Source organism: Enterobacter sp. DC1, from assembly GCF_000568075.1.
In the GTDB taxonomy this organism is placed as follows: domain Bacteria; phylum Pseudomonadota; class Gammaproteobacteria; order Enterobacterales; family Enterobacteriaceae; genus Enterobacter; species Enterobacter asburiae.
This window is the reverse complement of the sequence record NZ_AZUA01000002.1, coordinates 414,522-438,563: the sequence shown is the minus strand read 5'-3', so window position 1 is coordinate 438,563 and position 24,042 is coordinate 414,522. Positions and strand designations below refer to the sequence as shown.

The following is a 24,042-nucleotide window of genomic DNA, read 5'->3' as shown; positions in this document are numbered from 1 at the left end:
TATGTGATCCACTTCTCATTATGTATGCAACTTATGAAATCAAAATGAAATTTGCGCGACGCATCGCAAATTTTAGCCCATCACCGCCAGAATCAGCGGGAAAATGAACGGGGCCAGCAGGGAAGTGATAATCCCGCAGATCACCAGCGCCAGCGAGCTAAACGCCCCTTCCTGATAGTCCAGCTCAGCACAGCGTGCAGTGCCCAGGGCGTGGGAGGCGGTTCCCATCGACAGTCCCCGTGCCGCTTTCGTATGAATACGCATGCCGTTCAGCAGGGTGTGACCAAACACTGCGCCGAGTATACCGACGAAAATGACGCACATCGCGCTGATGGCCGGGATCCCGCCAAGGCTGCCACCCACAGCCATCGCGATAGGCGTGGTCACCGATTTAGGCAGAATAGAGGCGGCAATCTGTGGGGAGGCCCCCATCAACAGCGCTACCGACGTGCCGGTGATCATCGCCACCACGCTGCCCACAAAACAGATGGTAATGATGGATTTCCAGCGGGCGCGGATCTGATGGAGCTGCTCATATAAAGGAAAGGCGAGCGCCACAACGGCAGGCTGCAGCAGGTCGTTTAAAATTTTGCTGCCGGCAAAGTAGCGTTCGTAGGGAATGCCGGTGAGCAGCAGGAACGGAATAATGACCACCATCGCCACCAGCAGCGGGTTCAGCAACGGCATTTTGAAACGTGCGGCAAGTTTGCGCGCGGCGAAGAATACCGCCAGGGTTAACGGCAGCGACCACCAGATATTAGCCATCATTTTTTTGTTTTCTCCCCGACCACGTTACGTTCGCCATGCACCAGATGCGAACTCCAGCTCACCACCAGGAAAACCACCAGCGTGCTGACCGCGCAGGAGACCACAATTGGGCCGAACTGGGCCTTGAGCAAATCAAAATACTGCATAACCCCGACGCCGATAGGCACGAAAAGCAGCGCCATATAGCGAATGAGGACGAAGCAGCCGGGGTTGACCCATTTTGCGGGCAGGATTTGCAGCGCCAGCAAAACAAAGAGGATCAGCATACCGATAATGCTGCCGGGAATGACGATGGGCAGCAGCGACGCGATGAAAATCCCTGCATAGAGGCAGGCGTATATCAGGACGAATGCGCGCAGATATTGCCAGATAATGTTCAATGATTTGCTCATGGTGATAGTCCTTGCTGAAACGCATTCATCATACAATTAAACCTAAAAATGTGCCACGGATCACATCATGAATTTTGAGCATACCAGACATTCCAGAATGGAACGTCCGGTATCACCGCACAGGGGCAGGCTACAGTTTAGAGGAAAGGGAGCGCGGTGGCGAAATGACGAGCCAGAGAGTGCATCAGCGCGAGGCGGTCAGTTTATCGAGAAAAGAAAACAGCACCTGATTCATTTCGCGATAATCATGCGAGCGAAGTTTTTCCGCCGTTTCGACAAAACGAAATTCAGCCGCGCGGCGGAGATCGTTCTGCGAATGTTCAATCAGCAACTCAACGACCTCCGGCGTCAGTTCCATATGGCACTGAAAACCGTAAACCCGTTCGCCATATTGCACGATCTGACGGGGACAGCCCTCGCTGTAAGCCAGCACCTTAGCCTGCGGCGTCAACCCTGGCATGTCGTTATGCCAGTGACCGACGCTCTGCTCGTGGCCAAAATCCTCAAACAGCGGGTTCGCCTTGCCTGCCTCTGTGAGCCTGACTGGAAATTTGCCGATCTCTTTTTCCGGGCTAGGACAAAACGCTGCGCCCAGCGCTTCACCGATAAGCTGCGAGCCCAGACAAACGCCAATCACCGTTTTACCCGCCCCTATTGCGCGGCTGATGAGTGCCTTTTCCGCCTGCGCATCAAACCAGGGGCACTCCTTAAGCGTGGTGGCAGGTGACTGCGGACCTCCCATGATGATAAGCATGTCCGTGCTCTGCAGATCCTCGGGTAACGGATCGCCCTGATAAACTCTGGAGTAGCTCAGGCTACAGCCGCGGTTTTTCCCCCAGATTTCATAGGCGCCTGGCGCTTCGAAATGTTCATGAATGATAAAATGAATGTGCATTGCGTCTCTCTCCGGTTACGTGTACAAGCAGCATCATAAGAGGAAGGGAGGAATGTGAAATGCCAACCGTTATCGATAAAACGCCAATTCACGACGACGCTATCGGATGGTCCAGAGGGGCAATTAGCTATGCGCGCGGCGAAGTGGATCCGCCTCACCGGCATTCACAGGGGCAGCTTTTGTTTGCTATCAAAGGGGTGATGCTGGTCGAAACCGGCAATAAGCGTTGGGTCATACCGCCGCAGCGCGCGCTGTGGATACCTCCCTTTCAGGAGCACACCTACAGCGTGTTATCCGCAACGGAGCTCCGCGCGGTCTGGTTTAGCCCCGCGCTGATATCGCAATGCGAGCCTTTTAAACGGAAAGAAGAGGTTCACGTGATTATGGCGACAGCGTTGTTCAAAGAGCTGATTGCCGGGCTGTTCAGCGCGGAATACCGGTCGGCAAGCCAGCGCAGCATGGCCGTTTTGCTGCTCGACATCCTCAGCGAGGCGCAGCAGATTTCGGCCGAACTACCGATGCCCGTGGATGAGCGGTTACATCGCGTCGCCTGCGACATCATTGCCAGCAATCTCTGGGACGTTTCTATGGAAAGGCTGGCGGAACAGGCCGCGATGTCTGAACGCACATTCTCACGCGCGTTTATCAAAGATACCGGCTTTAGCTTTCGGGCCTGGCGACAGCGCGCAAGGATTTGTGCCTCGCTGGACCTGCTCGCAAACGGATACCCGGTTAAGCAGGTGGCCTGGATGCTGGGGTTTTCTGGCCCGTCAGCATTTGCGGCGGCGTTTCGCGCCATTGTCGGGGCAACGCCGGCTGACTTTTTCCCTGAACAGAAGCGCTTCCCAGCGATATAGAGAGCGGCTACTATAGCGCGTCTTTTTTCACAGGTACTGCTATGCGTGTTTTACTGGCCCCAATGGAAGGCGTGCTCGACTCCCTCGTGCGCGAGCTTCTGACCGAGGTGAACGATTACGATCTCTGCGTGACGGAGTTTCTGCGCGTGGTCGATATGTTGTTGCCGGTAAAATCCTTCTTCCGCCTGTGTCCCGAGCTGCACAACCAGAGCCGGACCTCTTCCGGCACGCTGGTGCGTATTCAGCTGCTCGGCCAGTACCCCGAATGGCTGGCGGAAAACGCCGCCCGCGCGGTTGAGCTGGGCTCTTACGGGGTGGATCTCAACTGCGGCTGTCCGTCGAAGCTGGTTAACGGCAGCGGCGGCGGGGCGACCTTGCTGAAAGATCCTGAGCTGATTTACCGCGGCGCGAAGGCCATGCGTGAGGCCGTGCCTTCGCATTTGCCGGTGACGGTGAAGGTGCGCCTGGGGTGGGACAGCGACGCGCGGCAGTTTGAAATCGCCGATGCGGTGCAGCAGGCCGGGGCCACCGAGCTGGTGGTGCATGGCCGCACCAAAGACGATGGCTACAAGGCCGAGCGCATCAACTGGCAGGCGATCGGCGAGATCCGCAAGCGCCTCACCATTCCGGTCATCGCCAACGGTGAAATCTGGGATTACGAGAGCGCGCAGGCCTGTCTGAAGGCCACCGGCTGCGATGCGGTGATGATCGGTCGCGGCGCCCTGAATGTGCCGAACCTTAGCCGGGTAGTGAAATATAACGAGCCGCGGATGCCGTGGGCAGACGTCGTTACGCTGCTGCAAAAATACAGCCGTCTGGAAAAGCAGGGCGACACCGGGTTGTATCACGTCGCGCGAATTAAACAGTGGCTGAGTTATTTACGCAAAGAGTACGATGAAGCGCTGGGATTATTTCAGGAGATTCGGACATTACAGACTTCGTCTGATATTGCCCGGGTGATTCAGTCCAAATAATAAGCGTTAAATTGCTCACACTTTTTTAAACCTGAAAACAGTTCAGGTTTTCAACGTGGCGCGACGGTGTTAAGGTGCCACTGTTTTCAACGCAGGATTGTTACTGGTTAACAGGCAAAACCTAAGCGTTTCACAGCTTTCTCGCTGTGGAGCGCTTAGGTTTTTTTTTGCCTGTCGTTTACGCAGGAGAGACATTTGGCTTAGCGCTTTTTACTGATTTTAAAAAATGAAATATCGACAGGAAATAAAAAAATTTCCTGCGGCCGGTTACGCACTCAATACTCAAGCACAGGTTGTTATCATGGCATATAAAAATAAACTCTATGCGTTCGCCTTATTGGCGATATCCCCGCTGTCGATGGCGCAGGACTGGAATGGAACGGTATTAGGTTTTGAAGCTCCGCCGGAGCCTGTTCTGGGCGAAATGCTCGGCATACGTAAAATCCTTAACGATAACGGTTTTACCTATAACCTCGGATATCTGAATGAAATTGGCTGGAACGGCGGTGGCGGATATAACCACGACTCCCACGTGGCCTATATTGATCAGTTTGCGCTGACCTTCAACCAGGACCTGGAGCGCTGGACCGGTATTCCGGATGCGCGTATCGAGGGGAACATCGTCAACCGTAACCACAATGACGACCTCACCACCAAACGCGTGCAGGACCCTCGCGTCAACTTTAACGATCTGACCCAAGAGAGCTGGGGCGGACAGTCGATTACCCGTCTGGGCTGGCTGACCTTTGCCCGCAGCTTTGACGACCGGCGTCTGACCTGGCGCATCGGGATGATGAACAAGGTTCAAACCTTCGATCAAATTATCCCCTGTGATTTCCAGCTGCTGTCGCAGTGCGGCGGGAAGTCAGCCAACTCGCTGACCTGGAACAACTGGAACGTTCATACCTGGGGCACCACGCTGGAGTATAAGCTCACGCCAGCCGTCACCTTAAAAGGCGGCGTGATGGAGCAAAATCCTGACGCCTCCAGCCGCAGCCACGCCTGGAGCTGGTCGACGAAGGGCAGCAAAGGGGTCTTGCTGCCGGTTGAAATCGAAGCGCGTCCGCTGGTTAACGGCCTGCCGGGCGCGTACAACCTGGGCGTGGTGTTTACCAACGCGCCGCAAACCGATCTCTACCGCGGAAAATCCGGCGGGGCGGGCGCGACGGACCCGGACGGGTTTGAAACGCACAGCCGAACCTGGTTTATGTACGCCGGGCTAAACCAGCAGCTTACGCAGCATCAGGATGACCCGAATCGCGGGTTGAGCACCTCTTTCAGCATGAGCCTTGCGGATCAGAGCACTAACTACATGCACCAGGTTTACGCCGCCTCGCTGCGCTACCGCGGGCTGTTTGATGCGCGGCCGGAAGACTGGATTGGCTTTGGCTTAACGTGGATTGATATGAGCAGCCAGTACGCCCGCAATCAGCGTTACCTGAACAGCCTGAGCGGCGTTAGCGATTACACCAGTCCGGCGTATCACCCGGTGCCGGGCCATTCCCTGAACGGCGAGTTTTACTACCGTTTTCGTCCCGTGCCGTGGCTTGAACTGCAGCCGGGCATTCAGTACTGGCACCATCCCGGCGGGGTCAGTCGCACCCAGGATGCCTGGGTTACCGAGCTGAAAACGGTGGTGAGCTTCTGATATCAGCGTAGCAAGTTCGATCCGCGTCACGTTTCTGATGCGTGACGCATTGAGGCTACGAATGAAACTGATAAAGTGCCAGAACTGGATTGTTACTGCTTAGGCAGGCAAAACCTGATTTTCTGGCATCTGCCGGAGGTCAGGTTTTTTTGTTTCTGGGGTTCAGATGAAAATCGCCAAGATACTCAATAATAACGTGGTGGTTGTTCAGGATGAGCGCGGGCGCGAACAGGTGGTGATGGGCCGCGGGCTGGCCTTTCAGAAGCGCGTCGGCGAAGCGCTGGATACCGCGTTGGTTGAAAAGGTGTTTGCGTTACAAAGCGATGAACTGGTGCGTCGACTTGGGGAGCTGCTGAGTCAAATTCCGCTGGAGGTAATGACCACCTGCGACCGCATTATCGGGCTGGCGGCGCAGCGGCTGGGCAAGCTGCAGGAGAGTTTGTATATCACCCTCACCGATCACTGCTACTTTGCGATTGAGCGGCAGAAGAACGGGCTGGCCATCAAAAACGTGCTGCTGTGGGATATTAAACGGCTGTATCCGAAGGAGTTCGAATTAGGGCAGGAGGCGCGGGCCATTATTGCCAGACGCCTTAACGTCGAACTGGAGGAGGATGAGGCCGGGTTTATCGCGCTGCATCTGGTCACCGCGCAGCTGAACAGCGAAATGCCGGAAGTGATGCACGTGACGCGGGTGATGCAGGAGATCCTGCAGCTGGTGAAGTATCAGCTGCAGCTTGAGTACGATGAAGACTCGCTCAGCTATCAGCGTTTTGTCACGCATCTGAAGTTTTTTGCCCAGCGGATGCTCACCCGCACGGTGGTGGAAGATGACGACGTCTCGCTGCATACGGCAGTAAAAGACAACTACGCGAAAGCGTGGAAATGCGCAGAGAAAATCGCTCAGCACCTGAACAAAAGCTATCAGCGTGAGCTGACGACCGAAGAAATTATGTTCCTCGCCATTCATATCGAGCGGGTGAGAAAAGAGGGGCGTTAAGCCTCAAAACAGGATTGTTACTGCAACACGCAGGCAAAACCTGAGCGCGGCCTTCGTAAGAAGGACGTTCTCGGGTTTTTTTATTTTTTGTACTCAGTCAACAGGTGCCTGCAGGCATCGGATGTAAGGAAATCGAGATGGAATACCAGGCTTTAGCGAAGGATATTCTCGGCCACGTTGGCGGAAAAGAGAACATCGTCAGTCTTGTACACTGCGCGACCCGGCTTCGCTTCAAACTGAAAGAAAACCAACGGGCTGATGCGGAAGGGCTGAAGAAAAACCCGGGCGTGATCATGGTGGTCGAAAGCGGCGGCCAGTTCCAGGTGGTGATTGGCAACCACGTTCACGACGTCTGGCAGGCGGTGCGCAATGAGGCAGGCCTTACCGATGACGCGCCAGCCGTGGAAGAGAAGGGCGACAAGGGCAACCTGCTGGGTCGCCTGATCGACATCGTCTCCGGGATCTTCACCCCGTTTATCGGCATTCTGGCCGCGTCCGGTATTCTGAAAGGACTGCTGGCCCTGGCGGTGGTGTGCGGCTGGCTCAGCACTGAGAGCGGCACCTATAAAATCTGGTTCGCCGCCAGCGACGCGCTGTTCTTCTTCTTCCCGCTGGTGCTGGGCTATACCGCCGGGAAAAAATTCGGCGGCAACCCGTTTATTACCATGGTGATCGGCGGGGCGCTCACCCATCCGATGATGATTGCGGCGTTTAACGCCAGCCAGCAGCCGGGGGCGGTATCGGACGCCTTTTTGGGCATTCCCGTCACCTGGTTTAACTACAGTTCGTCGGTGATCCCGATTATTCTCGCCTCGTGGGTCAGCTGCTGGCTGGAAAAACAGAGCACCAGGCTGCTGCCTTCCTCGATGAAAAACTTCTTCGCGCCGCTGATCTGCTTAGGATTAACCGTGCCGCTGACCTTCCTTGTTATCGGGCCGCTGGCGACCTGGCTGAGCCAGCTGCTGGCCAACGGCTATCAGAGTATTTACGTTCTGGCACCGTGGCTGGCGGGCGCGGCGATGGGCGCGCTGTGGCAGGTCTGCGTTATTTTTGGCCTGCACTGGGGGCTGGTGCCGCTGATGATTAACAACCTGGCGGTGCTGGGGCATGACTCCATGCTGCCAATGCTATTGCCCGCGGTGTTTGGTCAGGTGGGGGCCGCGCTGGGGATCTTCCTGCGTACCCGCGATGCGCGTCAAAAAATGCTGGCCGGGTCGTCCGTAACGGCAGGAATTTTCGGCATCACCGAACCCGCAGTGTATGGCGTAAACCTGCCGCTGCGCAGACCGTTTATTTTCGGCTGCGTGGCGGGGGCAATCGGCGGGGCGATTGTCGGCTTCAGCGACACCCACGTTTACTCCTTTGGCTTTGCCAACGTCTTTACCATCGCCCAGATGATTCCGCCGGGTGGGGTAAACGCCACGCTGTGGGGCGGCGTGATCGGCACCGCAGTGGCGCTGGTGCTGAGCTGCGTCCTGACGCTGGCGGCGGGCATGCCGGCACGCTCAACGTCCGAGGCGGTTGCGCCAGCGGGTGAAAACGATGTGCTGGCACCGATGACCGGCACCGTTCTGGCGCTCGACCAGGTGCCGGATACCACCTTTGCCAGCGGCCTGCTGGGCAGCGGTGCCGCGATTATCCCCTCTGACAACAGGGTGGTTGCCCCGTTTGCCGGCGTTGTGGCCTCTCTTTTCCAGACCAAACACGCCATCGGCCTGCTCAGCGACAGCGGGATTGAAGTGTTAATCCACGTGGGTATCGACACCGTGAAGCTCGACGGCAGGCCGTTTACCGCCCACGTGAAGGTGGGCGACAGGGTGCAGCCGGGCGACCTGCTGCTGGAGTTTGACCGACAGGCGATTATCGATGCCGGATACGACCTGGCGACCCCGATCATTATCAGTAACAGCGACGAGTATCGCGAGGTGGCGACCGTGGCGGCAACGTCCGTCAACGCCGGTGCACCGCTGCTCAGCGTAAGCCATCAATAACAGGAGAACGTGATGAAAACTTTCCCGGACGATTTTTTATGGGGCGGCGCGGTTGCCGCGAATCAGGTAGAAGGCGCGTATCTGGAGGATGGCAAAGGGCTGTCCACCTCAGACGTTCAGCCGCAGGGTGTCTTCGGCCCGGTGGTTGAGCGCGTGGCGGGCGACAGCGGCATCAAGGATGTCGCCATCGACTTCTATCACCGCTACCCGGAAGACATCAAACTGTTCGCTGAGATGGGCTTTAGCTGCCTGCGCGTCTCCATTGCCTGGACCCGCATTTTTCCGAACGGCGACGAGCAGCAGCCTAACGAAGCGGGGCTGGCGTTTTACGACCGGCTGTTTGACGAGCTGGCCGCGCACAGCATTACTCCGCTGGTGACGCTGTCGCACTACGAAATGCCGTGGGGGCTGGTGAAGCAGTACGGCGGGTGGGGCAGTCGCCAGACCATTGGGTTCTTCGAGCGCTACGCCCGTACCGTGTTTGCGCGCTACAGGGAGAAAGTGAAGCTCTGGCTGACCTTCAACGAGATTAATATGTCTCTGCACGCGCCGATGACCGGCGTGGGCCTGCCGGAAACCAGCAGCAAAGGGGAGGTGTATCAGGCGATCCATCACCAGCTGGTGGCCAGCGCGCTGGCCGTGAAGGCCTGCCACGAGATTATCCCGGATGCCAGAATCGGCAACATGCTGCTGGGCGGCCTGATGTATCCGCTGACCTGCAAGCCGGAAGATGTCCTGGAGACGCTGCAGGAAAACCGCGCGTGGCAATTCTTTGGCGACGTGCAGTGCCGTGGCGCCTACCCGGGCTATATGCAGCGCTTTTTCCGCGACAACGGTATTCAGCTTGAGGTAACGGATGCCGACCGCGAGGCGCTGAAATCGACCGTCGATTTTATCTCGTTCAGCTACTACATGACGGGCTGCGTCACCGCGGATGAGGCCCTCAACCAGCAGGCGCGCGGCAACATCCTGAGCATGGTGCCTAACCCGCATCTGGCAAGTTCCGAATGGGGCTGGCAGATTGACCCCATCGGCCTGCGTACCCTGTTAAACGTGCTCTGGGATCGCTATCAGAAGCCGTTGTTTATCGTGGAAAATGGCCTGGGGGCGAAGGATAAACCGGATGCGGACGGCGTGGTGCAGGATGACTATCGCATCAGCTACCTTAACGACCACCTGGTGCAGGTACGTGAAGCGATTGAAGACGGCGTTGAGGTAATGGGCTATACCAGCTGGGGGCCAATCGACCTGGTGAGCGCGTCTAAAGCTGAACTCTCTAAGCGCTACGGCTTTATTTACGTCGATCGCGATGACAGCGGAAAAGGCACGCTGGCGCGCAGCCGTAAGAAAAGTTTCTACTGGTATAAAGAGGTGATTGCGACGAAAGGGGCTTCGCTGAAAGTCTGATATCAGGAACGTTGCCCGGCGCAGAGCCGGGCAAATAGATCAGAAAATCATCTTGAATACGCCGGTGACCACTAAGAGCCCTATCAGAAATATAATTAAAATTACCCACAGTAATATTTTCATTCCTTTCTCCCGCTCATGTATGTCCTGAATAAGTGTAGCAGCGTATTTATATTTGGCGTGAATGCATTGGATTTAATCATTTTCTTTGGGAATAAATTTCCGGGTATTAAAATGTATGACAATTTGCGGATTGCCACGCGTTACTAAAAAAATGAACGATATCGAGCGTAACGTGCGCCTTTATTTTTTGAGTGTATGGCGTAATGAAACGTTCTCTTATTTTATCTCTGAGTGCTCCCTTCGCTTTTATTCTGGCAGCCTGTGCGCCTGAACATGCCACGGTATCTCCCATTAAAACGCAAACCGCTGCGGCGTCGGTGAATACGGTTCTGAATCATCAGGACTGGCCGAAAAATGAGTGGTGGAAAGCGTATAACGATCCCCAGCTTAACGGGCTGATTGCGAAAGCGTTGAGCGATGCACCGGATATGCAGATTGCCCGTCAGCGCATTACGCTTGCCGAAGCCCAGGCCAAAGCCGCAATGGCCGCTGACGGTCCGCAGATTGATTTTTCCGCCGATGCAGAACGCCAGAAAATGTCCGCCGAAGGGCTGATGGGGCCTTTTGCCCTTACCGACCCGGCTGCAGGCACCACCGGGCCGTGGTACACCAACGGCACCTTCGGCCTGACCGCAGGCTGGGAGCTCGATCTGTGGGGAAAAAATCGCGCCCGGGTCGAGGCCCGGATTGGCAAAGTGAATGCGCAAAAAGCGGAGCTGGAGCAAACCCGCCAGCTGCTGGCCAGCAGCGTGGCGCGGCTCTACTGGGAGTGGCAAACTCAGGCCGCCGCGGGGGAGGTTCTCGCGCAGATCAAACATGAGCAGGACAACATCATTGGTGCCGATCGCGAACTGTATCAGCACGGGATCACCTCGTCCGTGGAAGGGGTGGAAACCGATATCAACGCCAACAAAACCGAAGAGCAGCTGGCAGAAGTCAACGGGAAGATGAAAGCCGTAGAGGCGCGTCTGGTCGCGCTGACGAATTCTTCCTCCGTGACGCTTACGCGGCATGCGCTGCCGACGGTCGACGCCGCGCTACCGCCGACGCTCGGTTATGAACTGCTGGCACGCCGTGCGGATCTTCAGGAGGCGCACTGGTATATCGAAGCCTCTATGAGCGAGGTGGACGCCGCCAGAGCGGCTTTCTATCCTGACGTGAACCTGATGGCGTTCTTACAGCAGGATGCCCTCCATCTGAGCGATCTGTTTCGCGCTTCAGCGCAGCAGATGGGCGTGACCGCCGGGCTTACGCTGCCGATCTTTGACAGCGGCAGGCTGAATGCCAGCCTGGATATCGCCCAGGCGCAGAACAATCTCTCGGTCGCGAACTACAACAAAGCGGTGGTCGAAGCGGTCAATCAGGTGGCGCGCACGGCCAGTGAAGTCGAAACGCTGACGGTGAAAAACCGCCATCAGCAGCAGGTTGAAAAAGATGCGGCGCGGGTTGTGGCGCTGGCGCAGGCGCGTTTCAGCGCGGGGATCGTTGCGGGCTCGCGGGTCAGTGAAGCCAGAATACCGGCCCTCAGGGAAGACCTCGCCGGATTGTTGCTAAAAGGCCAGTATGTCGACGCCACGCTGCAGCTGACGTCGGCGCTGGGCGGCGGCTATCATCATGGCTAAAAATGGTCATTATCTATACTTACCTCTTTGCAGTTTTTCAGGAGGTGAGTATGACCAGAGTAGCGATAGTGACCGCATCGGATTCCGGGATTGGTAAAACCACGGCGCTGATGCTCGCAGAGCGCGGGTTTGATATTGGCGTCACCTGGCACTCCGATGAAAAAGGAGCGCTGGAAACCTGCCGCGAAGTTGAAGCGCAGGGGCAGCGCGCAGAGGCTATCCATCTTGATTTAAGCACGCTGCCGGATGGCGCAAAGGCCATTGAAACGCTGATTGCGCGTTTTGGGAGGCTGGACGTGCTGGTGAATAATGCGGGTGCGATGACCAAAGCGCCGTTCCTTGAGATGCCGTTTGACGACTGGCGGAACATTTTTACCGTCGACGTGGACGGCGCGTTTCTCTGCTCACAAATTGCCGCCCGGCAGATGGTGAAGCAGGGGAAAGGAGGGCGGATTGTGAACATTACCTCGGTACACGAGCACACGCCGCTGCCGGAGGCCAGCGCCTACACCGCGGCAAAACACGCGCTCGGCGGGTTAACCAAATCCATGGCGATGGAACTGGTTAAGCACAACATTCTGGTGAACGCCGTCGCGCCGGGTGCCATTGCCACACCGATGAACGACATGGACGACAGCGAAGTGAAGGAAGGCTCAATGCCGGAAATCCCGCTGGCAAGACCGGGCCACACCAAAGAGATTGCCAGCCTGGTCGCGTGGCTGTGCGACAGCGACGCCAGCTACACGACGGGGCAATCGTTTATTGTCGACGGGGGTTTTATGCTGGCGAACCCGCAGTTTAAGCCGGAGGGTTAAGTTTCCCCCCACCCTAACCCTCTCCCAGAGGGAGAGGGAACTAAAAACCCCCTCTCCCTCTGGGAGAGGGCCGGGGTGAGGGCACCAGGCCGCACCCGGTTACTCCTCATCCCGCGTCTTTTCCCGATGCTTCAGCCACAGCCTGACCCCGATCACCGCCACCACCACCAGAATCAGCCACGCCCAGTGCTTCAGGTGCTGGTCGAGATTATGCAGCCACGGGCCAATCACTTCTCCCCCGACGTAGCCGAGCGTCGTAAAGATCAGCGCCCAGGCAATCGCACCAAGAACATTGAGCGGCAAGAAAATTTTTGGCGGCAGATGGCTGGCGCCAATCAGTATCGGCCCGATAATGCGAAAGCCATACATAAAGCGCGTGCCGATGACGAACAGATAGGGATGACGTTGAATGAGCCGTTGAGCACGACGGATTTTCTTCTGATGCTTTGCGAAACGCTTAAGCAGCGTGGGCCCGAAGCGCAGCCCGAGAAAGTAGAGCAGCTGATCGCCAATCATTCCGCCGAGCGCGACCGCTGCGACGACCAGCGGGAATTTCAGCAATCCCTGATGCGCGGCGACGCCGCCTAACAGCGTGATGGTTTCACCTTCAGCCACGCTACCGACGACCAGCGCGGCATAGCCATATTGTTCAATGAGTGCGTTAATATCCATTACGTAAATGTTATCTCCCTCAGCGTACCTCGTTTAATCATATACCCCATGAATCAACAGCGGGGAAATCAACGGAAATTTCCCACTGTACAGAAAATAATCTAAAGCCTGCATTATACTTAAGGTATCGCTGACGGGCCGACAACAAGGGGGCGCTATGAACCATGTCTGGGGACTTTTCTCCCATCCCGATCGTGAAATGCATGTCATCAAAAGTGAGAACGAAACGGTCTCGCATCATTACACGCACCATGTGCTGCTGATGGCTGCGGTGCCGGTAATATGCGCTTTTATCGGAACAACACAAATCGGCTGGAACTTCGGTGATGGCACCGTGGTTCAGCTTTCCTGGTTTACCGGGCTCTATCTGGCCATCGTTTTTTATGGCCTGATGCTGGCGGGTGTCGCGGTAATGGGGCGCGTCATTCACTGGATGGCGCGTAACTACCCACAGCGTCCATCGCTGGCGCACTGTATGGTCTTTGCCGGATATGTCGCGACCCCGCTGTTCTTAAGCGGTATTGTTGCGCTTTATCCACTGGTCTGGCTGTGCGCGCTGATCGGTACTATTGCCCTCTTTTACACCGGGTATCTGCTGTATCTGGGGGTTCCAACCTTCCTGAATATCAATAAAGAAGAGGGCCTGAGTTTTTCCAGTTCAACGCTCGCTATTGGGGTGCTGGTGCTGGAGGCACTACTGGCGCTGACGGTTATTCTTTGGGGTTATGGATACCGTCTCTTCTGAGTTCACTGCATTGCTGGCGTAAATGCCAGCAATGCAGCATCTGTTCACGATTATCCGCTGGCGACAACGCCCGGTGACCGCTATGATGCCGAAGCCAGCCTGTGTTTATCCGTTGATACAGGCGGTGTACGTCATGACGTGCGTGAATAATTATCAGAAGTCTCACCATGCTGAAATTCCGAGTTTCTTTACTTAGCCTGGCGCTGCTGCTGGGCGCGTCCGCTGCCGTGCCGGCCGTCGCTAAAACGCCCGCGGTGACCGCCGCCGCTGCTCAGCCGCAAATTGCGTCCGGCAGCGCGATGATTGTCGATCTCAACACCAATAAGGTGATCTACGCCAGCCATCCGGACCTGGTGCGCCCGATCGCCTCGATTACCAAATTAATGACCGCGATGGTGGTGCTTGATGCACATCTGCCGCTGGACGAAAAATTGAAAGTGGATATCAGCCACACGCCGGAGATGAAGGGGATCTACTCTCGCGTGCGTCTGAACAGTGAAATCAGCCGTAAAAATATGCTGCTGCTGGCGCTGATGTCGTCTGAAAACCGTGCGGCGGCGAGCCTGGCGCACCACTATCCGGGCGGCTATGACGCCTTTATCCGCGCGATGAACGCGAAAGCCAAAGCGCTGGGGATGACCAATACGCATTATGTTGAGCCGACGGGACTATCGATCAACAACGTCTCCACGGCCCGCGATCTGACGAAACTGCTGATTGCCAGCAAGCAGTATCCGCTGATTGGTCAGCTCAGCACCACCCGTGAAGAGATGGCGACCTTTGCGAACCCGGCCTATACGCTGCCGTTCCGCAACACTAACCATCTGGTATACCGCGATAACTGGAACATTCAGTTAACGAAAACCGGCTTTACCAACGCGGCAGGACACTGTCTGGTGATGCGCACCGTGTTTAACGGTAAGCCGGTGGCGCTGGTGGTGATGGATGCCTTCGGCAAATATACCCACTTTGCGGACGCGAGCCGCCTGCGTACCTGGATTGAAACCGGGAAAGTGCAGCCCGTTCCGGCCGCAGCATTGACGTATAAAAAGCAGAAAGCGGAACAGATGGCGACGGCGCAGAACGACTGAGTCGTCCGTCAACGCCGGGTGGCGGCTTCGCCTTACCCGGCCTACGAGATAACAAAAAACGGTAACTTATGTTACCGTTTTTTTGTTTTCTCCCTCTCCCTGTGGGAGAGGGGCGGGGTGAGGGCACCAGACCGCACGGTGTTTATTCCGGCAGCGTCCAGTCCCCGTCGTTGAGCGAGCGCTGCATAATCACGGTATCCCGCCAGTCGCCTTTCTTATAGCCCACGCTGCGCAGCTGACCGACAATCACGAAGCCGTGCTTTTTATGCAGCCGCAGCGAGCCGGCATTATTGTTGCCATCTCCCACAACGGCAATCATTTGCCGCCACGGGCCTTGCTCGCAGCGGGCGATCAGCGCATCCATTAATGCCGAGCCAAAACCGCGCCCGGTGATGCTGGCATCCACGTAAATCGACTCTTCCAGGGTATAGCGGTAGGCGTGTCGCGGGCGGTAAGGCGTGGCGTAGCAGTAGCCCACCACGATGCCGCGATACAGCGCGATAAGCCACGGCAAACCGCTCTCAGCCACGCTTTTCATCCGCTGACGCATTTCGTCAATAGTCGGGGGGACTTCTTCAAATGACGCGCGCCCGTGAAGCACATGCCAGGCATAGATGGCGGCGATGGCATGCACATCATCGGGAAGGGCATCGCGCACTTCCAGTTCGGTCTCGGATAAAACATCAATAGCCGACATGATGTGCCTGCTCCTCGTTATAGAATGCCGGAGAAACGTTCCTCCGGCGTCAGAGCGTTACTCTATTACGATTAAGGCGCGCTAAACAATCTCTCAAATTTGGCTGTAGGAATTAATCAGACGCTTGCGTTATGCGCTGCTCCGCATCTGCCTCTTCTTTCCAGTATTTCTTCCGCGTTGTTTTACCAATGCCGGGATTCATGCTGTTTGTAGGGTCATTCTCGCGATAAAACTGCTTAAGTGCGTCAGGGGCTTTATAAAGATGCCCGACGTTATGTTCCGCAGGATATTGTGCGCCGCGTTCGCGCAGCAGGGCGAGCATCTGCTCCTTCAGCGCGTGCGCATCGACCCCTTTTTTGACGATGTAATCCTGATGGAAGACATAACACATAAAGTGGCCGTAATAGAGCTTGTGCACCAGCTTGCTGTCGATTTCCGGCGGGAGGTGCTCAAACCACTCGGTGTCGTTACGGCGCAGGGCGATATCCAGCGCCAGAATATCTTCCACCTCTTCGGAATGCACCGCCTGGTAACGGATGGCGGCTCCCGCTGCAGCGAAGCGGTGCAGGAAGGCTTTGCTGCCTTCTTCCGGCGTGCAGGCAAAGAAATCCCCTTCGGCGGTTTTGAAAAATTCAGTCAGCCAGGTCTGCGCTTCGGCAATCCCGTCTCCGGCCATCTTCAGCAGCAGGTGGTGCTCATACTTGTCGCGCCAGGTTTTCATTCGCTCCGGTAAGTGCGCCGGGAAAACGTTGCCCAGCTTCTGCATAAAGCGGTCGGTGAAGTGGGGTTTGAACAGCGACACTTTCTCCAGCATCGCGTCGGTGCGTCCCTTCATGGTGAAGAAGAACGGCATTTTGTCGGTGCCGAGCTTGTCAATCATCAGGAACGTATCTTTGCCGTAACGCTCGGCGATGTCGTAAATGTCCCGGTGCATGTACTCGCCCGCCACCGGCAGATGGCTGAATTCGCCCAGAATATGACGGCGGATCTCCGTCAGAACCTCAGGCTGATTGGTACCGATGTAAAACACCTGCTGCTTTTTCTCTGCCGGGAAGGTATCCAGGCGCACGGCAAAAACGGCAAGCTTCCCGGCGCAGCCGGAGGATTCAAACAGGCGGTCCGGGTCGGCGTTGTAGCGCGCCGGCGTATCGGCATCGATATCCCGCACGCGGGTCACGTAGTCGTGATCGTGCGCGTGGCGGCCGTCGTGCTGCACGTCTTCGTCCTTCACGCGATCGTCGTCAAGCTTGCTGAGGATCTGCTCTGGCGTCACGCCGAGATCGATTCCCAAGTGGTTCACCAGCGTCAGCTTGCCGTTTTCGTCAATACGGGCAAATAGTGACATCTCGGTATAGGCCGGGCCGCGCTGTACCAGCGAGCCGCCGGAGTTGTTGCAGATCCCACCAACCACCGAGGCGCCAATACAGGAGGAGCCAATCACCGAGTGCGGCTCACGGCCCAGCGGCTTAAGCGCTTTTTCCAGGGAGTAGAGCGTCGTGCCGGGGAATGCGAGCACCTGCTCGCCTTTATCCAGCAGGTGCAGCTTGTCGAGGCGCAGAGTGCTGATAATCACGATGTCGCGATCGTAATCGTTGCCGTTCGGCGTGGAGCCTTCGGTCAGGCCGGTATTGGCGGCCTGCATTAAAATAATCTTGTCGGCGGCGACGCAGGCGCTCAGCACGCGCCACAGCTCCAGCAGCGTGCCGGGGAAGACCACCGCCAGCGCTTCGCCCTGACCGGAGCGGAAGCCTTTGCGGTAGCGGGCGGTTTTGGCCGGGTCGGTAAGCAGGTGAGAGGAGCCAACCAGGCGCGACAGTTCGTTAATAAAAGCCGTGTTATCGTTTGTTCGAACAGAAGTCATCATCCACTCCTTGTGGTGGGGCAAATTTCTCGCTGTAAAGCATAGCGCGATTAACTGTTAAGCGGTCGAGTATTCACGAGAAAAATCAGAGAATAACCCTGCAACGTTTCGAGGGTTTGTGGCACACTGCGCTTTTCGCACGGTATGGCCGAGATCGTCCGGCGGTTATTGATGAGAGAGTAAAACGACATGAAATGGCTATGTTCTGTAGGTGTCGCCGTCAGCCTGGCGCTGCAACCTGCGCTGGCAGAGGATTTGTTTGGTAATCACCCGCTCACGCCTGAAGCACGGGACGCGTTTGTCACTGAATTGCTCAAAAAAATGACGGTCGATGAGAAAATCGGCCAGCTGCGTCTTATCAGCGTCGGGCCGGATAACCCGAAAGAGGCCATCCGCGAGATGATCAAAGACGGGCAGGTAGGGGCGATCTTTAATACCGTCACCCGCGAGGATATCCGCAAGATGCAGGATCAGGTGATGGATCTCAGCCGCCTGAAAATTCCGCTGTTCTTCGCCTATGACGTGGTGCACGGCCAGCGTACAGTCTTCCCGATTAGCCTCGGTTTAGCCTCCTCCTTTAACCTCGACGCGGTGAAAACCGTCGGGCGCGTGTCCGCCTATGAAGCGGCGGACGACGGCCTGAACATGACCTGGGCGCCGATGGTGGACGTCTCGCGCGATCCGCGCTGGGGCCGCGGCTCGGAAGGTTTTGGTGAAGATACGTATTTAACCTCCACGATGGGTAAAACCATGGTGGAAGCGATGCAGGGCAAAAGCCCGGCGGATCGCTACTCGGTGATGACCAGCGTCAAACACTTCGCGGCCTATGGCGCGGTCGAAGGCGGTAAAGAGTACAACACCGTCGACATGAGCCCGCAGCGACTGTTCAACGACTACATGCCGCCGTACAAGGCAGGGCTGGATGCGGGCAGCGGCGCGGTGATGGTCGCGCTGAACTCGCTGAACGGCACGCCTGCGACCTCCGACTCCTGGCTGCTGAAAGACGTGCTGCGCGACCAGTGGGGCTTTAAGGGCATCACCGTTTCCGACCACGGCGCGATTAAAGAGCTGATTAAGCACGGTACCGCCTCCGATCCGGAAGACGCGGTGCGCGTGGCGCTCAAGTCCGGCATCAACATGAGCATGAGCGACGAGTACTACAGCAAATACCTGCCGGGGCTGGTGAAGAGCGGCAAGGTAACGATGGCGGAGCTGGACGATGCCGCGCGCCACGTGCTGAACGTGAAATACGACATGGGGCTGTTTAACGATCCGTACAGCCACCTGGGGCCGAAAGATTCTGACCCGGCAGATACCAACGCTGAAAGCCGTCTGCACCGCAAAGAAGCGCGTGACGTGGCGCGCGAAAGCCTGGTGCTGCTGAAAAACCGCCTCGACACGCTGCCGCTGAAAAAATCCGGCACCATTGCCGTAGTGGGCCCGCTGGCCGACAGCAAGCGCGACGTGATGGGCAGCTGGTCTGCCGCGGGCGTTGCCGAGCAGTCCGTGACCGTGCTGACCGGGATTAAGAGTGCCGTGGGTGATAACGCGAAAGTGGTGTACGCCAAAGGGGCGAACGTCACCAACGATAAAGACATCGTCACCTTCCTCAACCAGTACGAGGAAGCGGTGAAGGTCGATCCGCGCACGCCGAAGGAGATGATCGACGAGGCGGTGAATACCGCGAAGCAGTCTGACGTTGTGGTCGCGGTCGTGGGCGAAGCGCAGGGTATGGCGCACGAGGCCTCCAGCCGTACCGACATCACCATCCCGCAGAGCCAGCGCGATCTGATCGCTGCCCTGAAAGCCACCGGCAAGCCGCTGGTGCTGGTGCTGATGAACGGTCGTCCGCTGGCGCTGGTGAAAGAGGACCAGCAGGCTGACGCCATTCTGGAAACCTGGTTCGCGGGTACCGAAGGCGGTAACGCCATCGCCGACGTGCTGTTTGGTGATTACAACCCGTCGGGCAAGCTGCCGATGTCCTTCCCGCGCTCCGTCGGGCAGATCCCGGTCTACTACAGCCACCTGAACACCGGCCGCCCGTACAACGCCGACAAGCCGAACAAGTACACCTCCCGTTACTTCGACGAAGCTAACGGCCCGCTGTATCCGTTTGGTTACGGCCTGAGCTACACCACCTTCAAGGTTTCTGACGTGAAAATGTCGGCGCCGACCCTGAAGCGTGACGGCAAAGTCACCGCCAGCGTTGAGGTGACCAACACCGGCAAGCGCGAAGGGGCAACGGTGATTCAGATGTACGTTCAGGATGTCACCGCCTCGATGAGCCGTCCTGTTAAGCAGCTGCGCGGCTTCGAGAAGGTCAACCTGAAGCCTGGCGAAACCCAAACCATCAGCTTCCCGATTGACGTGGATGCGCTGAAGTTCTGGAACCAGCAGATGAAATACGATGCGGAGCCAGGCAAGTTTAACGTCTTTATTGGGGTGGATTCCGCCCGCGTGAATAAAGGCGAGTTCGAGCTGCTGTAACCTTCCTTCCTTTGCATCCCCCGGCTTCCGGGGGATGCGTCTTACGTTATGCTAAAAAGGCATTTTGCCGGGTAAATCCGCTGTTTTAAGCTACGCTTTTCTCTCAAGCCTCTGAAAAAGGCGATAAAAAATGAGGATAGCGGAATGACGATTGCAAAGGGGATGTTGGGATCTGCGGTGCTGCTGGCGGCGCTAAGCCTGCCGTTACAGGCGGCGGAGCCGGTAAAAGTGGGCTCAAAGATCGATACCGAAGGCGCGCTGCTCGGCAATATTATTTTGCAGGTGCTGGAAAGCCACGGCGTTAAAACCGTCAATAAAGTTCAGCTGGGCACCACACCCGTCGTGCGTGGGGCGATCACCTCCGGCGAGCTGGATATCTATCCGGAATACACCGGCAACGGGGCATTCTTCTTCAAAGATGAAAACGATCCGGCATGGAAAAACGCCAAAGCCGGGTATGAGAAAGTCAAAAAACTCGACGCGGAACAGAACAAGCTGGTCTGGCTGACGCCGGCCCCGGCCAACAACACCTGGACTATCGCCGTTCGCAAGGACGTGGCGGAGAAAGGTAAGCTGACGTCTCTGGCGGATCTCAGCCGCTATCTGAAAGAGAAGGGCGACTTTAAGCTGGCAGCGTCCGCGGAGTTTATCGAGCGTCCTGACGCGCTCCCGGCGTTTGAAAAAGCCTACGACTTCAAGCTCGACCAGGCGCAGCTGCTCTCGCTGGCGGGCGGGGATACGGCGGTAACCATTAAGGCGGCGGCTCAGCAGACTTCTGGCGTTAACGCGGCCATGGCCTACGGTACCGACGGCCCGGTGGCGGCGCTCGGCCTGCAAACCCTGACCGATCCAAAAGGCGTACAGCCGATTTACGCCCCGACCCCGGTCGTGCGTGAGGCGGTGCTGAAAGCCTATCCGGATATTGCAGAATGGCTCAAACCGGTCTTCGAAAAACTGGATGAAAAAACGCTGCAGCAGCTGAATGCCAGCATTGCCGTCGAGGGGCTGGATGCCAAAAAAGTGGCCGCCGACTTCCTGAAACAACAAGGGCTTGTGAAGTAACGGGAAAGGGCTGTGCCAATAAAATGTCATAACCGCGTACTGCTGCTGTTGGCCTGCGTGGCCATTGCGGCGGTCGCTCTGCCGTTTGTGAACGTTGCCCCTAACCGCCTGATGTCAGGGGAGGGGCGCTATCTCTGGGAAGTGTGGGCGTTCACGCCGTGGTGGCTGGCTGCGGCGCTGGGCGCGTGGGTTGCGCTATCGCTCTGGCAAGGGCGCACGGCGCAGTGGCTGACGCTGCTCCTCGCTGAAGGGCTGTTTATCCTCCTGTTCTGGAGCGCCGGGCAGGCGGCGACGCAAATGGCGTCGGCGGAAAGTCCGCTGGCGAGAACTACGATAGGCAGCGGCCTCTGGCTGTGGCTGGCGCTGTGCCTGCTGGCCAGCAGCGACGCCATTCGTCGACTCATCTCCAGCGCCGTCTGGCGCTGGGTGCTCAACGCGCAGATATGGTGTATTCCCTTGTTCCTGCTGTTCAGCGGTGAGCTGAACAATCTCTCGCTGCTGAAAGAGTACGCCAACCGCCAGGAGGTGTTTGATGATGCCCTGGCGCAACACCTGACGATCCTTTTTGGCACGCTGATCCCGGCACTGCTGATCGGGATACCGCTCGGCATGTGGTGCTATCGGCATCCATCACGCCAGGGCGGGGTCTTTGCCGTACTCAACGTGATCCAGACCATACCTTCCGTCGCGCTGTTTGGCCTGCTGATTGCCCCGCTGGCGGGGCTGGTGAAGTCATTCCCGGCGCTGGGGACGCTCGGCATAGCCGGAACGGGGTTAACGCCCGCGCTTATCGCGCTGGTGCTGTATGCGCTGCTGCCGCTGGTGCGCGGCGTGGTCGCGGGCCTGGGCCAGGTCGCGCCGGATGTGCTGGAAAGCGCCCATGCGATGGGCATGAGCGCGCGGCAGTGTTTCTGGAAAATTCAGCTCCCGCTGGCGCTGCCCCTGCTGCTGCGCAGCCTGCGGGTGGTGGCGGTACAAACCGTCGGCATGGCGGTGATTGCGGCGCTGATTGGCGCGGGCGGCTTTGGCGCGCTGGTGTTCCAGGGGCTGCTGAGCAGTGCGCTCGATCTGGTGTTATTGGGCGTGGTTCCCACGATTGCGCTGGCGGTTGTCGTCGACGCGCTGTTTGCCTTATGGCTCGCACTGCTCAGGAGAAGAGCCAATGATTGAATTTCACGATGTCAGTAAAACCTTTGCCGGCCGCCCCGCGGCGAGCCATCTGAACCTGAACTTTGCCGAGGGGGCGTTTTCCGTGCTGATTGGAACCTCGGGCTCGGGAAAATCCACCACCCTGAAGATGATCAACCGCCTGGTTGAGCATGACAGCGGGCTGATCCGCTTTGCCGGAGAAGAGATCCGCAGCCTGCCGGTGCTGGAGCTGCGTCGTCGGATGGGCTATGCCATTCAGTCTATCGGTCTCTTTCCTCACTGGACGGTGGCGCAGAACATCGCCACCGTGCTGCAGCTGGAGAAATGGTCTCGGGCGAAAATCGCTGACCGGGTGGATGAGCTGATGTCGCTGCTGGGGTTAGAGCCCGCGCTGCGCGACCGCTATCCGCACCAGCTTTCCGGAGGCCAGCAGCAGCGCGTGGGCGTGGCGCGCGCGCTGGCGGCTAACCCGCAGGTGCTGCTGATGGATGAACCCTTCGGCGCGCTGGACCCGGTCACGCGCGGGGCGCTGCAGGCGGAGATGACCCGCATTCACCGCATTCTCGGACGCACGATCGTTCTCGTGACGCACGATATTGATGAAGCTCTGCGCCTGGCCGACCATCTGGTGCTGATGGATCATGGCGAAGTGGTGCAGCAGGGCTCGCCGCTTGAGCTATTAACATGGCCTAAGAACGATTTTGTGCGCGAGTTTTTCGGCCGCAGCGAGCTGGGCGTGAGGCTGCTTTCCCTGCGGACGGTCAGCGACTATATGCGTCGGGAGGAAGTACCGGTGAGCGGCGAACCGCTGCAGGCGCAGATGAGCCTGCGGGATGCCCTCTCCGCGTTTGTCGCGCGGCAGTGCGAGGTATTGCCCGTCTCGGACTCGCGCGGGACGCCGTGCGGAACCTTACATTTCCGCGATCTGCTGGTTGGGGAGGTGACGCGTGAAGGCACTGCGTGATCCGCTCCTCTGGCTGGTAGCGATCTTTGTCGCCTTACTGTTTCTGATGCCTCACAGCGCGGCGCTGTTTAACACTCTTTTTCCGGGGCTGCCGCGGCCGGTCTATCAGCAGGAGAGCTTTATTAATCTCGCTCTGGCGCATCTCTGGCTGGTGGCGCTCTCAAGCGCCATCGCGGTTGTGCTGGGGGTAGGGGCAGGCATCGCGGTCACGCGACCTGCGGGCAAGGAGTTTCGTCCGCTGGTGGAGACGATAGCGGCCATTGGCCAGACGTTTCCCCCGGTGGCGGTGCTGGCAATAGCGGTTCCGGTGATGGGCTTTGGCCAGCAGCCCGCCATTATTGCGTTGATTTTATACGGCGTATTGCCGGTTCTGCAGGGCACGCTGGCGGGTCTCGCGGCGGTACCGGCGTCGGTGCTAAGCGTAGCTGAAGGGATGGGGATGAGTCGCGGCCAGCGGCTGCGCAAGGTTGAACTGCCGCTTGCGGCACCGGTGATTATTGCCGGGATCCGCACGTCGGTGATTATTAACATCGGTACGGCGACCATTGCGTCTACGGTCGGTGCCAATACGCTGGGAACGCCGATTATTATCGGCCTGAGCGGGTTTAATACGGCTTACATTGTGCAGGGGGCTGTGCTGGTCGCGCTGGCGGCAATCGTCGTCGATCGCCTTTTTGAGCGGCTGGCGCTGTACCTCAGCCGACACCGCCGCGAACAATAAACGAGTATCCTGCCAGCATCACGCCGCCGATACCGCTCACGGCCATCAGGACAAAAAGGGTAATAATGGCCAGTTTGGTTGCCTTCATCATGTGCTCCTGT

The 24,042-nt window shown here is 57.6% G+C and carries 22 protein-coding genes and 1 pseudogene; 15 read left to right on the top strand and 8 right to left on the bottom strand.

Annotation, left to right across the window (positions count from 1 at the left end):
- Nucleotides 1-72: 72 nt before the first annotated feature.
- From P346_RS13685 to P346_RS13695, 3 genes are all read right to left on the bottom strand, one after another.
- A complete protein-coding gene (locus P346_RS13685) occupies nucleotides 73-768 on the bottom strand; it encodes a CidB/LrgB family autolysis modulator (RefSeq protein ID WP_032658954.1) in 696 nt (231 codons plus the stop codon).
- A complete protein-coding gene (locus P346_RS13690; protein WP_023312463.1) occupies nucleotides 765-1,160 on the bottom strand; it encodes a CidA/LrgA family protein in 396 nt (131 codons plus the stop codon). The genes P346_RS13685 and P346_RS13690 overlap by 4 nt, the downstream gene beginning before the upstream one ends.
- Nucleotides 1,161-1,344: 184 nt before the next feature.
- Nucleotides 1,345-2,055, bottom strand: coding sequence for a type 1 glutamine amidotransferase (locus P346_RS13695; RefSeq protein WP_032658951.1), 711 nt, complete (start codon nucleotides 2,053-2,055; stop codon nucleotides 1,345-1,347).
- Between the two features lie 59 nt (nucleotides 2,056-2,114).
- Between P346_RS13695 and P346_RS13700 the strand changes: the two genes are divergently transcribed.
- The 6 genes and pseudogenes from P346_RS13700 to P346_RS13725 all read left to right on the top strand — a co-directional run bounded on the left by P346_RS13700 (nucleotide 2,115) and on the right by P346_RS13725 (nucleotide 9,932).
- The gene (locus P346_RS13700; protein ID WP_032658948.1) at nucleotides 2,115-2,912 is read left to right on the top strand and encodes an AraC family transcriptional regulator; all 798 of its coding nucleotides are present in this window, start codon (nucleotides 2,115-2,117) and stop codon (nucleotides 2,910-2,912) included.
- 41 nt (nucleotides 2,913-2,953) lie between these two features.
- Nucleotides 2,954-3,886: a tRNA dihydrouridine(16) synthase DusC gene (gene dusC / locus P346_RS13705; RefSeq protein WP_032658946.1), complete on the top strand. Its 933-nt coding sequence runs from the start codon at nucleotides 2,954-2,956 to the stop codon at nucleotides 3,884-3,886.
- 358 nt (nucleotides 3,887-4,244) lie between these two features.
- Nucleotides 4,245-5,534, top strand: a complete 1,290-nt coding sequence (locus P346_RS13710; RefSeq protein ID WP_407044828.1) for a carbohydrate porin — start codon at nucleotides 4,245-4,247, stop codon at nucleotides 5,532-5,534.
- Nucleotides 5,535-5,700: 166 nt separating this feature from the next.
- Nucleotides 5,701-6,534 (top strand): BglG family transcription antiterminator LicT, encoded by an 834-nt coding sequence (licT, locus tag P346_RS13715; protein WP_032658940.1) that lies wholly within the window; start codon nucleotides 5,701-5,703, stop codon nucleotides 6,532-6,534.
- Between the two features lie 30 nt (nucleotides 6,535-6,564).
- Nucleotides 6,565-8,525 (top strand): annotated as a pseudogene (gene bglF, locus P346_RS13720) (PTS beta-glucoside transporter subunit IIABC); the annotation flags it as partial.
- A 12-nt stretch (nucleotides 8,526-8,537) separates the two neighbouring features.
- Complete coding sequence (locus P346_RS13725) at nucleotides 8,538-9,932, top strand: glycoside hydrolase family 1 protein (protein WP_032658933.1); 1,395 nt, start codon at nucleotides 8,538-8,540, stop codon at nucleotides 9,930-9,932.
- 39 nt (nucleotides 9,933-9,971) lie between these two features.
- Here the strand turns inward: P346_RS13725 and yohP are convergent, their stop codons facing one another.
- Nucleotides 9,972-10,055: a small membrane protein YohP gene (gene yohP, locus P346_RS23725; protein WP_015572324.1), complete on the bottom strand. Its 84-nt coding sequence runs from the start codon at nucleotides 10,053-10,055 to the stop codon at nucleotides 9,972-9,974.
- A gap of 203 nt (nucleotides 10,056-10,258) precedes the next feature.
- On the opposite strand from yohP, the gene mdtQ reads away from it, so the two are divergent.
- Nucleotides 10,259-11,677: a multidrug resistance outer membrane protein MdtQ gene (gene mdtQ, locus P346_RS13730; protein ID WP_032658931.1), complete on the top strand. Its 1,419-nt coding sequence runs from the start codon at nucleotides 10,259-10,261 to the stop codon at nucleotides 11,675-11,677.
- A gap of 50 nt (nucleotides 11,678-11,727) precedes the next feature.
- Nucleotides 11,728-12,492 carry an SDR family oxidoreductase gene (locus P346_RS13735; RefSeq protein ID WP_080750219.1) on the top strand — a complete coding sequence of 255 codons (765 nt, stop codon included), beginning with the start codon at nucleotides 11,728-11,730 and terminating at the stop codon, nucleotides 12,490-12,492.
- Nucleotides 12,493-12,591: 99 nt separating this feature from the next.
- Here P346_RS13735 and P346_RS13740 read toward each other — a convergent pair whose 3' ends face one another.
- A complete protein-coding gene (locus P346_RS13740) occupies nucleotides 12,592-13,164 on the bottom strand; it encodes a DedA family protein (RefSeq protein ID WP_032658928.1) in 573 nt (190 codons plus the stop codon).
- Between the two features lie 157 nt (nucleotides 13,165-13,321).
- On the opposite strand from P346_RS13740, the gene P346_RS13745 reads away from it, so the two are divergent.
- Complete coding sequence (locus P346_RS13745) at nucleotides 13,322-13,909, top strand: Yip1 family protein (RefSeq protein ID WP_023312454.1); 588 nt, start codon at nucleotides 13,322-13,324, stop codon at nucleotides 13,907-13,909.
- 167 nt (nucleotides 13,910-14,076) lie between these two features.
- The gene (pbpG, locus tag P346_RS13750; RefSeq protein WP_023312453.1) at nucleotides 14,077-15,000 is read left to right on the top strand and encodes a D-alanyl-D-alanine endopeptidase; all 924 of its coding nucleotides are present in this window, start codon (nucleotides 14,077-14,079) and stop codon (nucleotides 14,998-15,000) included.
- Nucleotides 15,001-15,142: 142 nt separating this feature from the next.
- Here the strand turns inward: pbpG and P346_RS13755 are convergent, their stop codons facing one another.
- Both P346_RS13755 and dld read right to left on the bottom strand, forming a co-directional pair.
- Nucleotides 15,143-15,697, bottom strand: coding sequence for a GNAT family N-acetyltransferase (locus tag P346_RS13755; RefSeq protein ID WP_032658926.1), 555 nt, complete (start codon nucleotides 15,695-15,697; stop codon nucleotides 15,143-15,145).
- A 112-nt stretch (nucleotides 15,698-15,809) separates the two neighbouring features.
- On the bottom strand, nucleotides 15,810-17,558 hold the full coding sequence (gene dld / locus P346_RS13760) for a D-lactate dehydrogenase (protein ID WP_032658923.1): 1,749 nt from the start codon (nucleotides 17,556-17,558) through the stop codon (nucleotides 15,810-15,812).
- Between the two features lie 189 nt (nucleotides 17,559-17,747).
- On the opposite strand from dld, the gene bglX reads away from it, so the two are divergent.
- The 5 genes from bglX to P346_RS13785 all read left to right on the top strand — a co-directional run bounded on the left by bglX (nucleotide 17,748) and on the right by P346_RS13785 (nucleotide 23,941).
- Nucleotides 17,748-20,045, top strand: coding sequence for a beta-glucosidase BglX (gene bglX / locus P346_RS13765; protein WP_032658920.1), 2,298 nt, complete (start codon nucleotides 17,748-17,750; stop codon nucleotides 20,043-20,045).
- A 144-nt stretch (nucleotides 20,046-20,189) separates the two neighbouring features.
- Nucleotides 20,190-21,107 carry a glycine betaine ABC transporter substrate-binding protein OsmF gene (osmF, locus tag P346_RS13770; RefSeq protein ID WP_032658918.1) on the top strand — a complete coding sequence of 306 codons (918 nt, stop codon included), beginning with the start codon at nucleotides 20,190-20,192 and terminating at the stop codon, nucleotides 21,105-21,107.
- Nucleotides 21,108-21,119: 12 nt separating this feature from the next.
- On the top strand, nucleotides 21,120-22,277 hold the full coding sequence (locus tag P346_RS13775) for an ABC transporter permease (RefSeq protein ID WP_032658916.1): 1,158 nt from the start codon (nucleotides 21,120-21,122) through the stop codon (nucleotides 22,275-22,277).
- On the top strand, nucleotides 22,270-23,220 hold the full coding sequence (locus tag P346_RS13780) for an ABC transporter ATP-binding protein (RefSeq protein ID WP_032658914.1): 951 nt from the start codon (nucleotides 22,270-22,272) through the stop codon (nucleotides 23,218-23,220). The genes P346_RS13775 and P346_RS13780 overlap by 8 nt, the downstream gene beginning before the upstream one ends.
- Nucleotides 23,204-23,941 carry an ABC transporter permease gene (locus tag P346_RS13785; RefSeq protein WP_032658912.1) on the top strand — a complete coding sequence of 246 codons (738 nt, stop codon included), beginning with the start codon at nucleotides 23,204-23,206 and terminating at the stop codon, nucleotides 23,939-23,941. Before P346_RS13780 ends, P346_RS13785 begins: the two co-directional genes overlap by 17 nt.
- Here P346_RS13785 and P346_RS22935 read toward each other — a convergent pair.
- The gene (locus P346_RS22935) at nucleotides 23,916-24,029 is read right to left on the bottom strand and encodes a protein YohO (protein ID WP_008500895.1); all 114 of its coding nucleotides are present in this window, start codon (nucleotides 24,027-24,029) and stop codon (nucleotides 23,916-23,918) included. The genes P346_RS13785 and P346_RS22935 overlap by 26 nt on opposite strands.
- Nucleotides 24,030-24,042: the final 13 nt, after the last annotated feature.

Coding starts and splice junctions, on each gene's coding strand:
- dusC (WP_032658946.1), top strand. CDS start 2,954: ATGCGTGTTTTACTGGCCCCAATGGAAGGCGTGCTCGACTCCCTCGTG.
- P346_RS13695 (WP_032658951.1), bottom strand. CDS start 2,055: ATGCACATTCATTTTATCATTCATGAACATTTCGAAGCGCCAGGCGCC.
- P346_RS13740 (WP_032658928.1), bottom strand. CDS start 13,164: ATGGATATTAACGCACTCATTGAACAATATGGCTATGCCGCGCTGGTC.
- P346_RS13745 (WP_023312454.1), top strand. CDS start 13,322: ATGAACCATGTCTGGGGACTTTTCTCCCATCCCGATCGTGAAATGCAT.
- P346_RS13710 (WP_407044828.1), top strand. CDS start 4,245: ATGGCGCAGGACTGGAATGGAACGGTATTAGGTTTTGAAGCTCCGCCG.
- osmF (WP_032658918.1), top strand. CDS start 20,190: ATGACGATTGCAAAGGGGATGTTGGGATCTGCGGTGCTGCTGGCGGCG.
- P346_RS13755 (WP_032658926.1), bottom strand. CDS start 15,697: ATGTCGGCTATTGATGTTTTATCCGAGACCGAACTGGAAGTGCGCGAT.
- yohP (WP_015572324.1), bottom strand. CDS start 10,055: ATGAAAATATTACTGTGGGTAATTTTAATTATATTTCTGATAGGGCTC.
- P346_RS13725 (WP_032658933.1), top strand. CDS start 8,538: ATGAAAACTTTCCCGGACGATTTTTTATGGGGCGGCGCGGTTGCCGCG.
- mdtQ (WP_032658931.1), top strand. CDS start 10,259: ATGAAACGTTCTCTTATTTTATCTCTGAGTGCTCCCTTCGCTTTTATT.
- P346_RS22935 (WP_008500895.1), bottom strand. CDS start 24,029: ATGAAGGCAACCAAACTGGCCATTATTACCCTTTTTGTCCTGATGGCC.
- licT (WP_032658940.1), top strand. CDS start 5,701: ATGAAAATCGCCAAGATACTCAATAATAACGTGGTGGTTGTTCAGGAT.
- pbpG (WP_023312453.1), top strand. CDS start 14,077: ATGCTGAAATTCCGAGTTTCTTTACTTAGCCTGGCGCTGCTGCTGGGC.
- bglX (WP_032658920.1), top strand. CDS start 17,748: ATGAAATGGCTATGTTCTGTAGGTGTCGCCGTCAGCCTGGCGCTGCAA.
- P346_RS13735 (WP_080750219.1), top strand. CDS start 11,728: ATGACCAGAGTAGCGATAGTGACCGCATCGGATTCCGGGATTGGTAAA.
- P346_RS13690 (WP_023312463.1), bottom strand. CDS start 1,160: ATGAGCAAATCATTGAACATTATCTGGCAATATCTGCGCGCATTCGTC.
- P346_RS13780 (WP_032658914.1), top strand. CDS start 22,270: ATGATTGAATTTCACGATGTCAGTAAAACCTTTGCCGGCCGCCCCGCG.
- dld (WP_032658923.1), bottom strand. CDS start 17,558: ATGACTTCTGTTCGAACAAACGATAACACGGCTTTTATTAACGAACTG.
- P346_RS13685 (WP_032658954.1), bottom strand. CDS start 768: ATGATGGCTAATATCTGGTGGTCGCTGCCGTTAACCCTGGCGGTATTC.
- P346_RS13700 (WP_032658948.1), top strand. CDS start 2,115: ATGCCAACCGTTATCGATAAAACGCCAATTCACGACGACGCTATCGGA.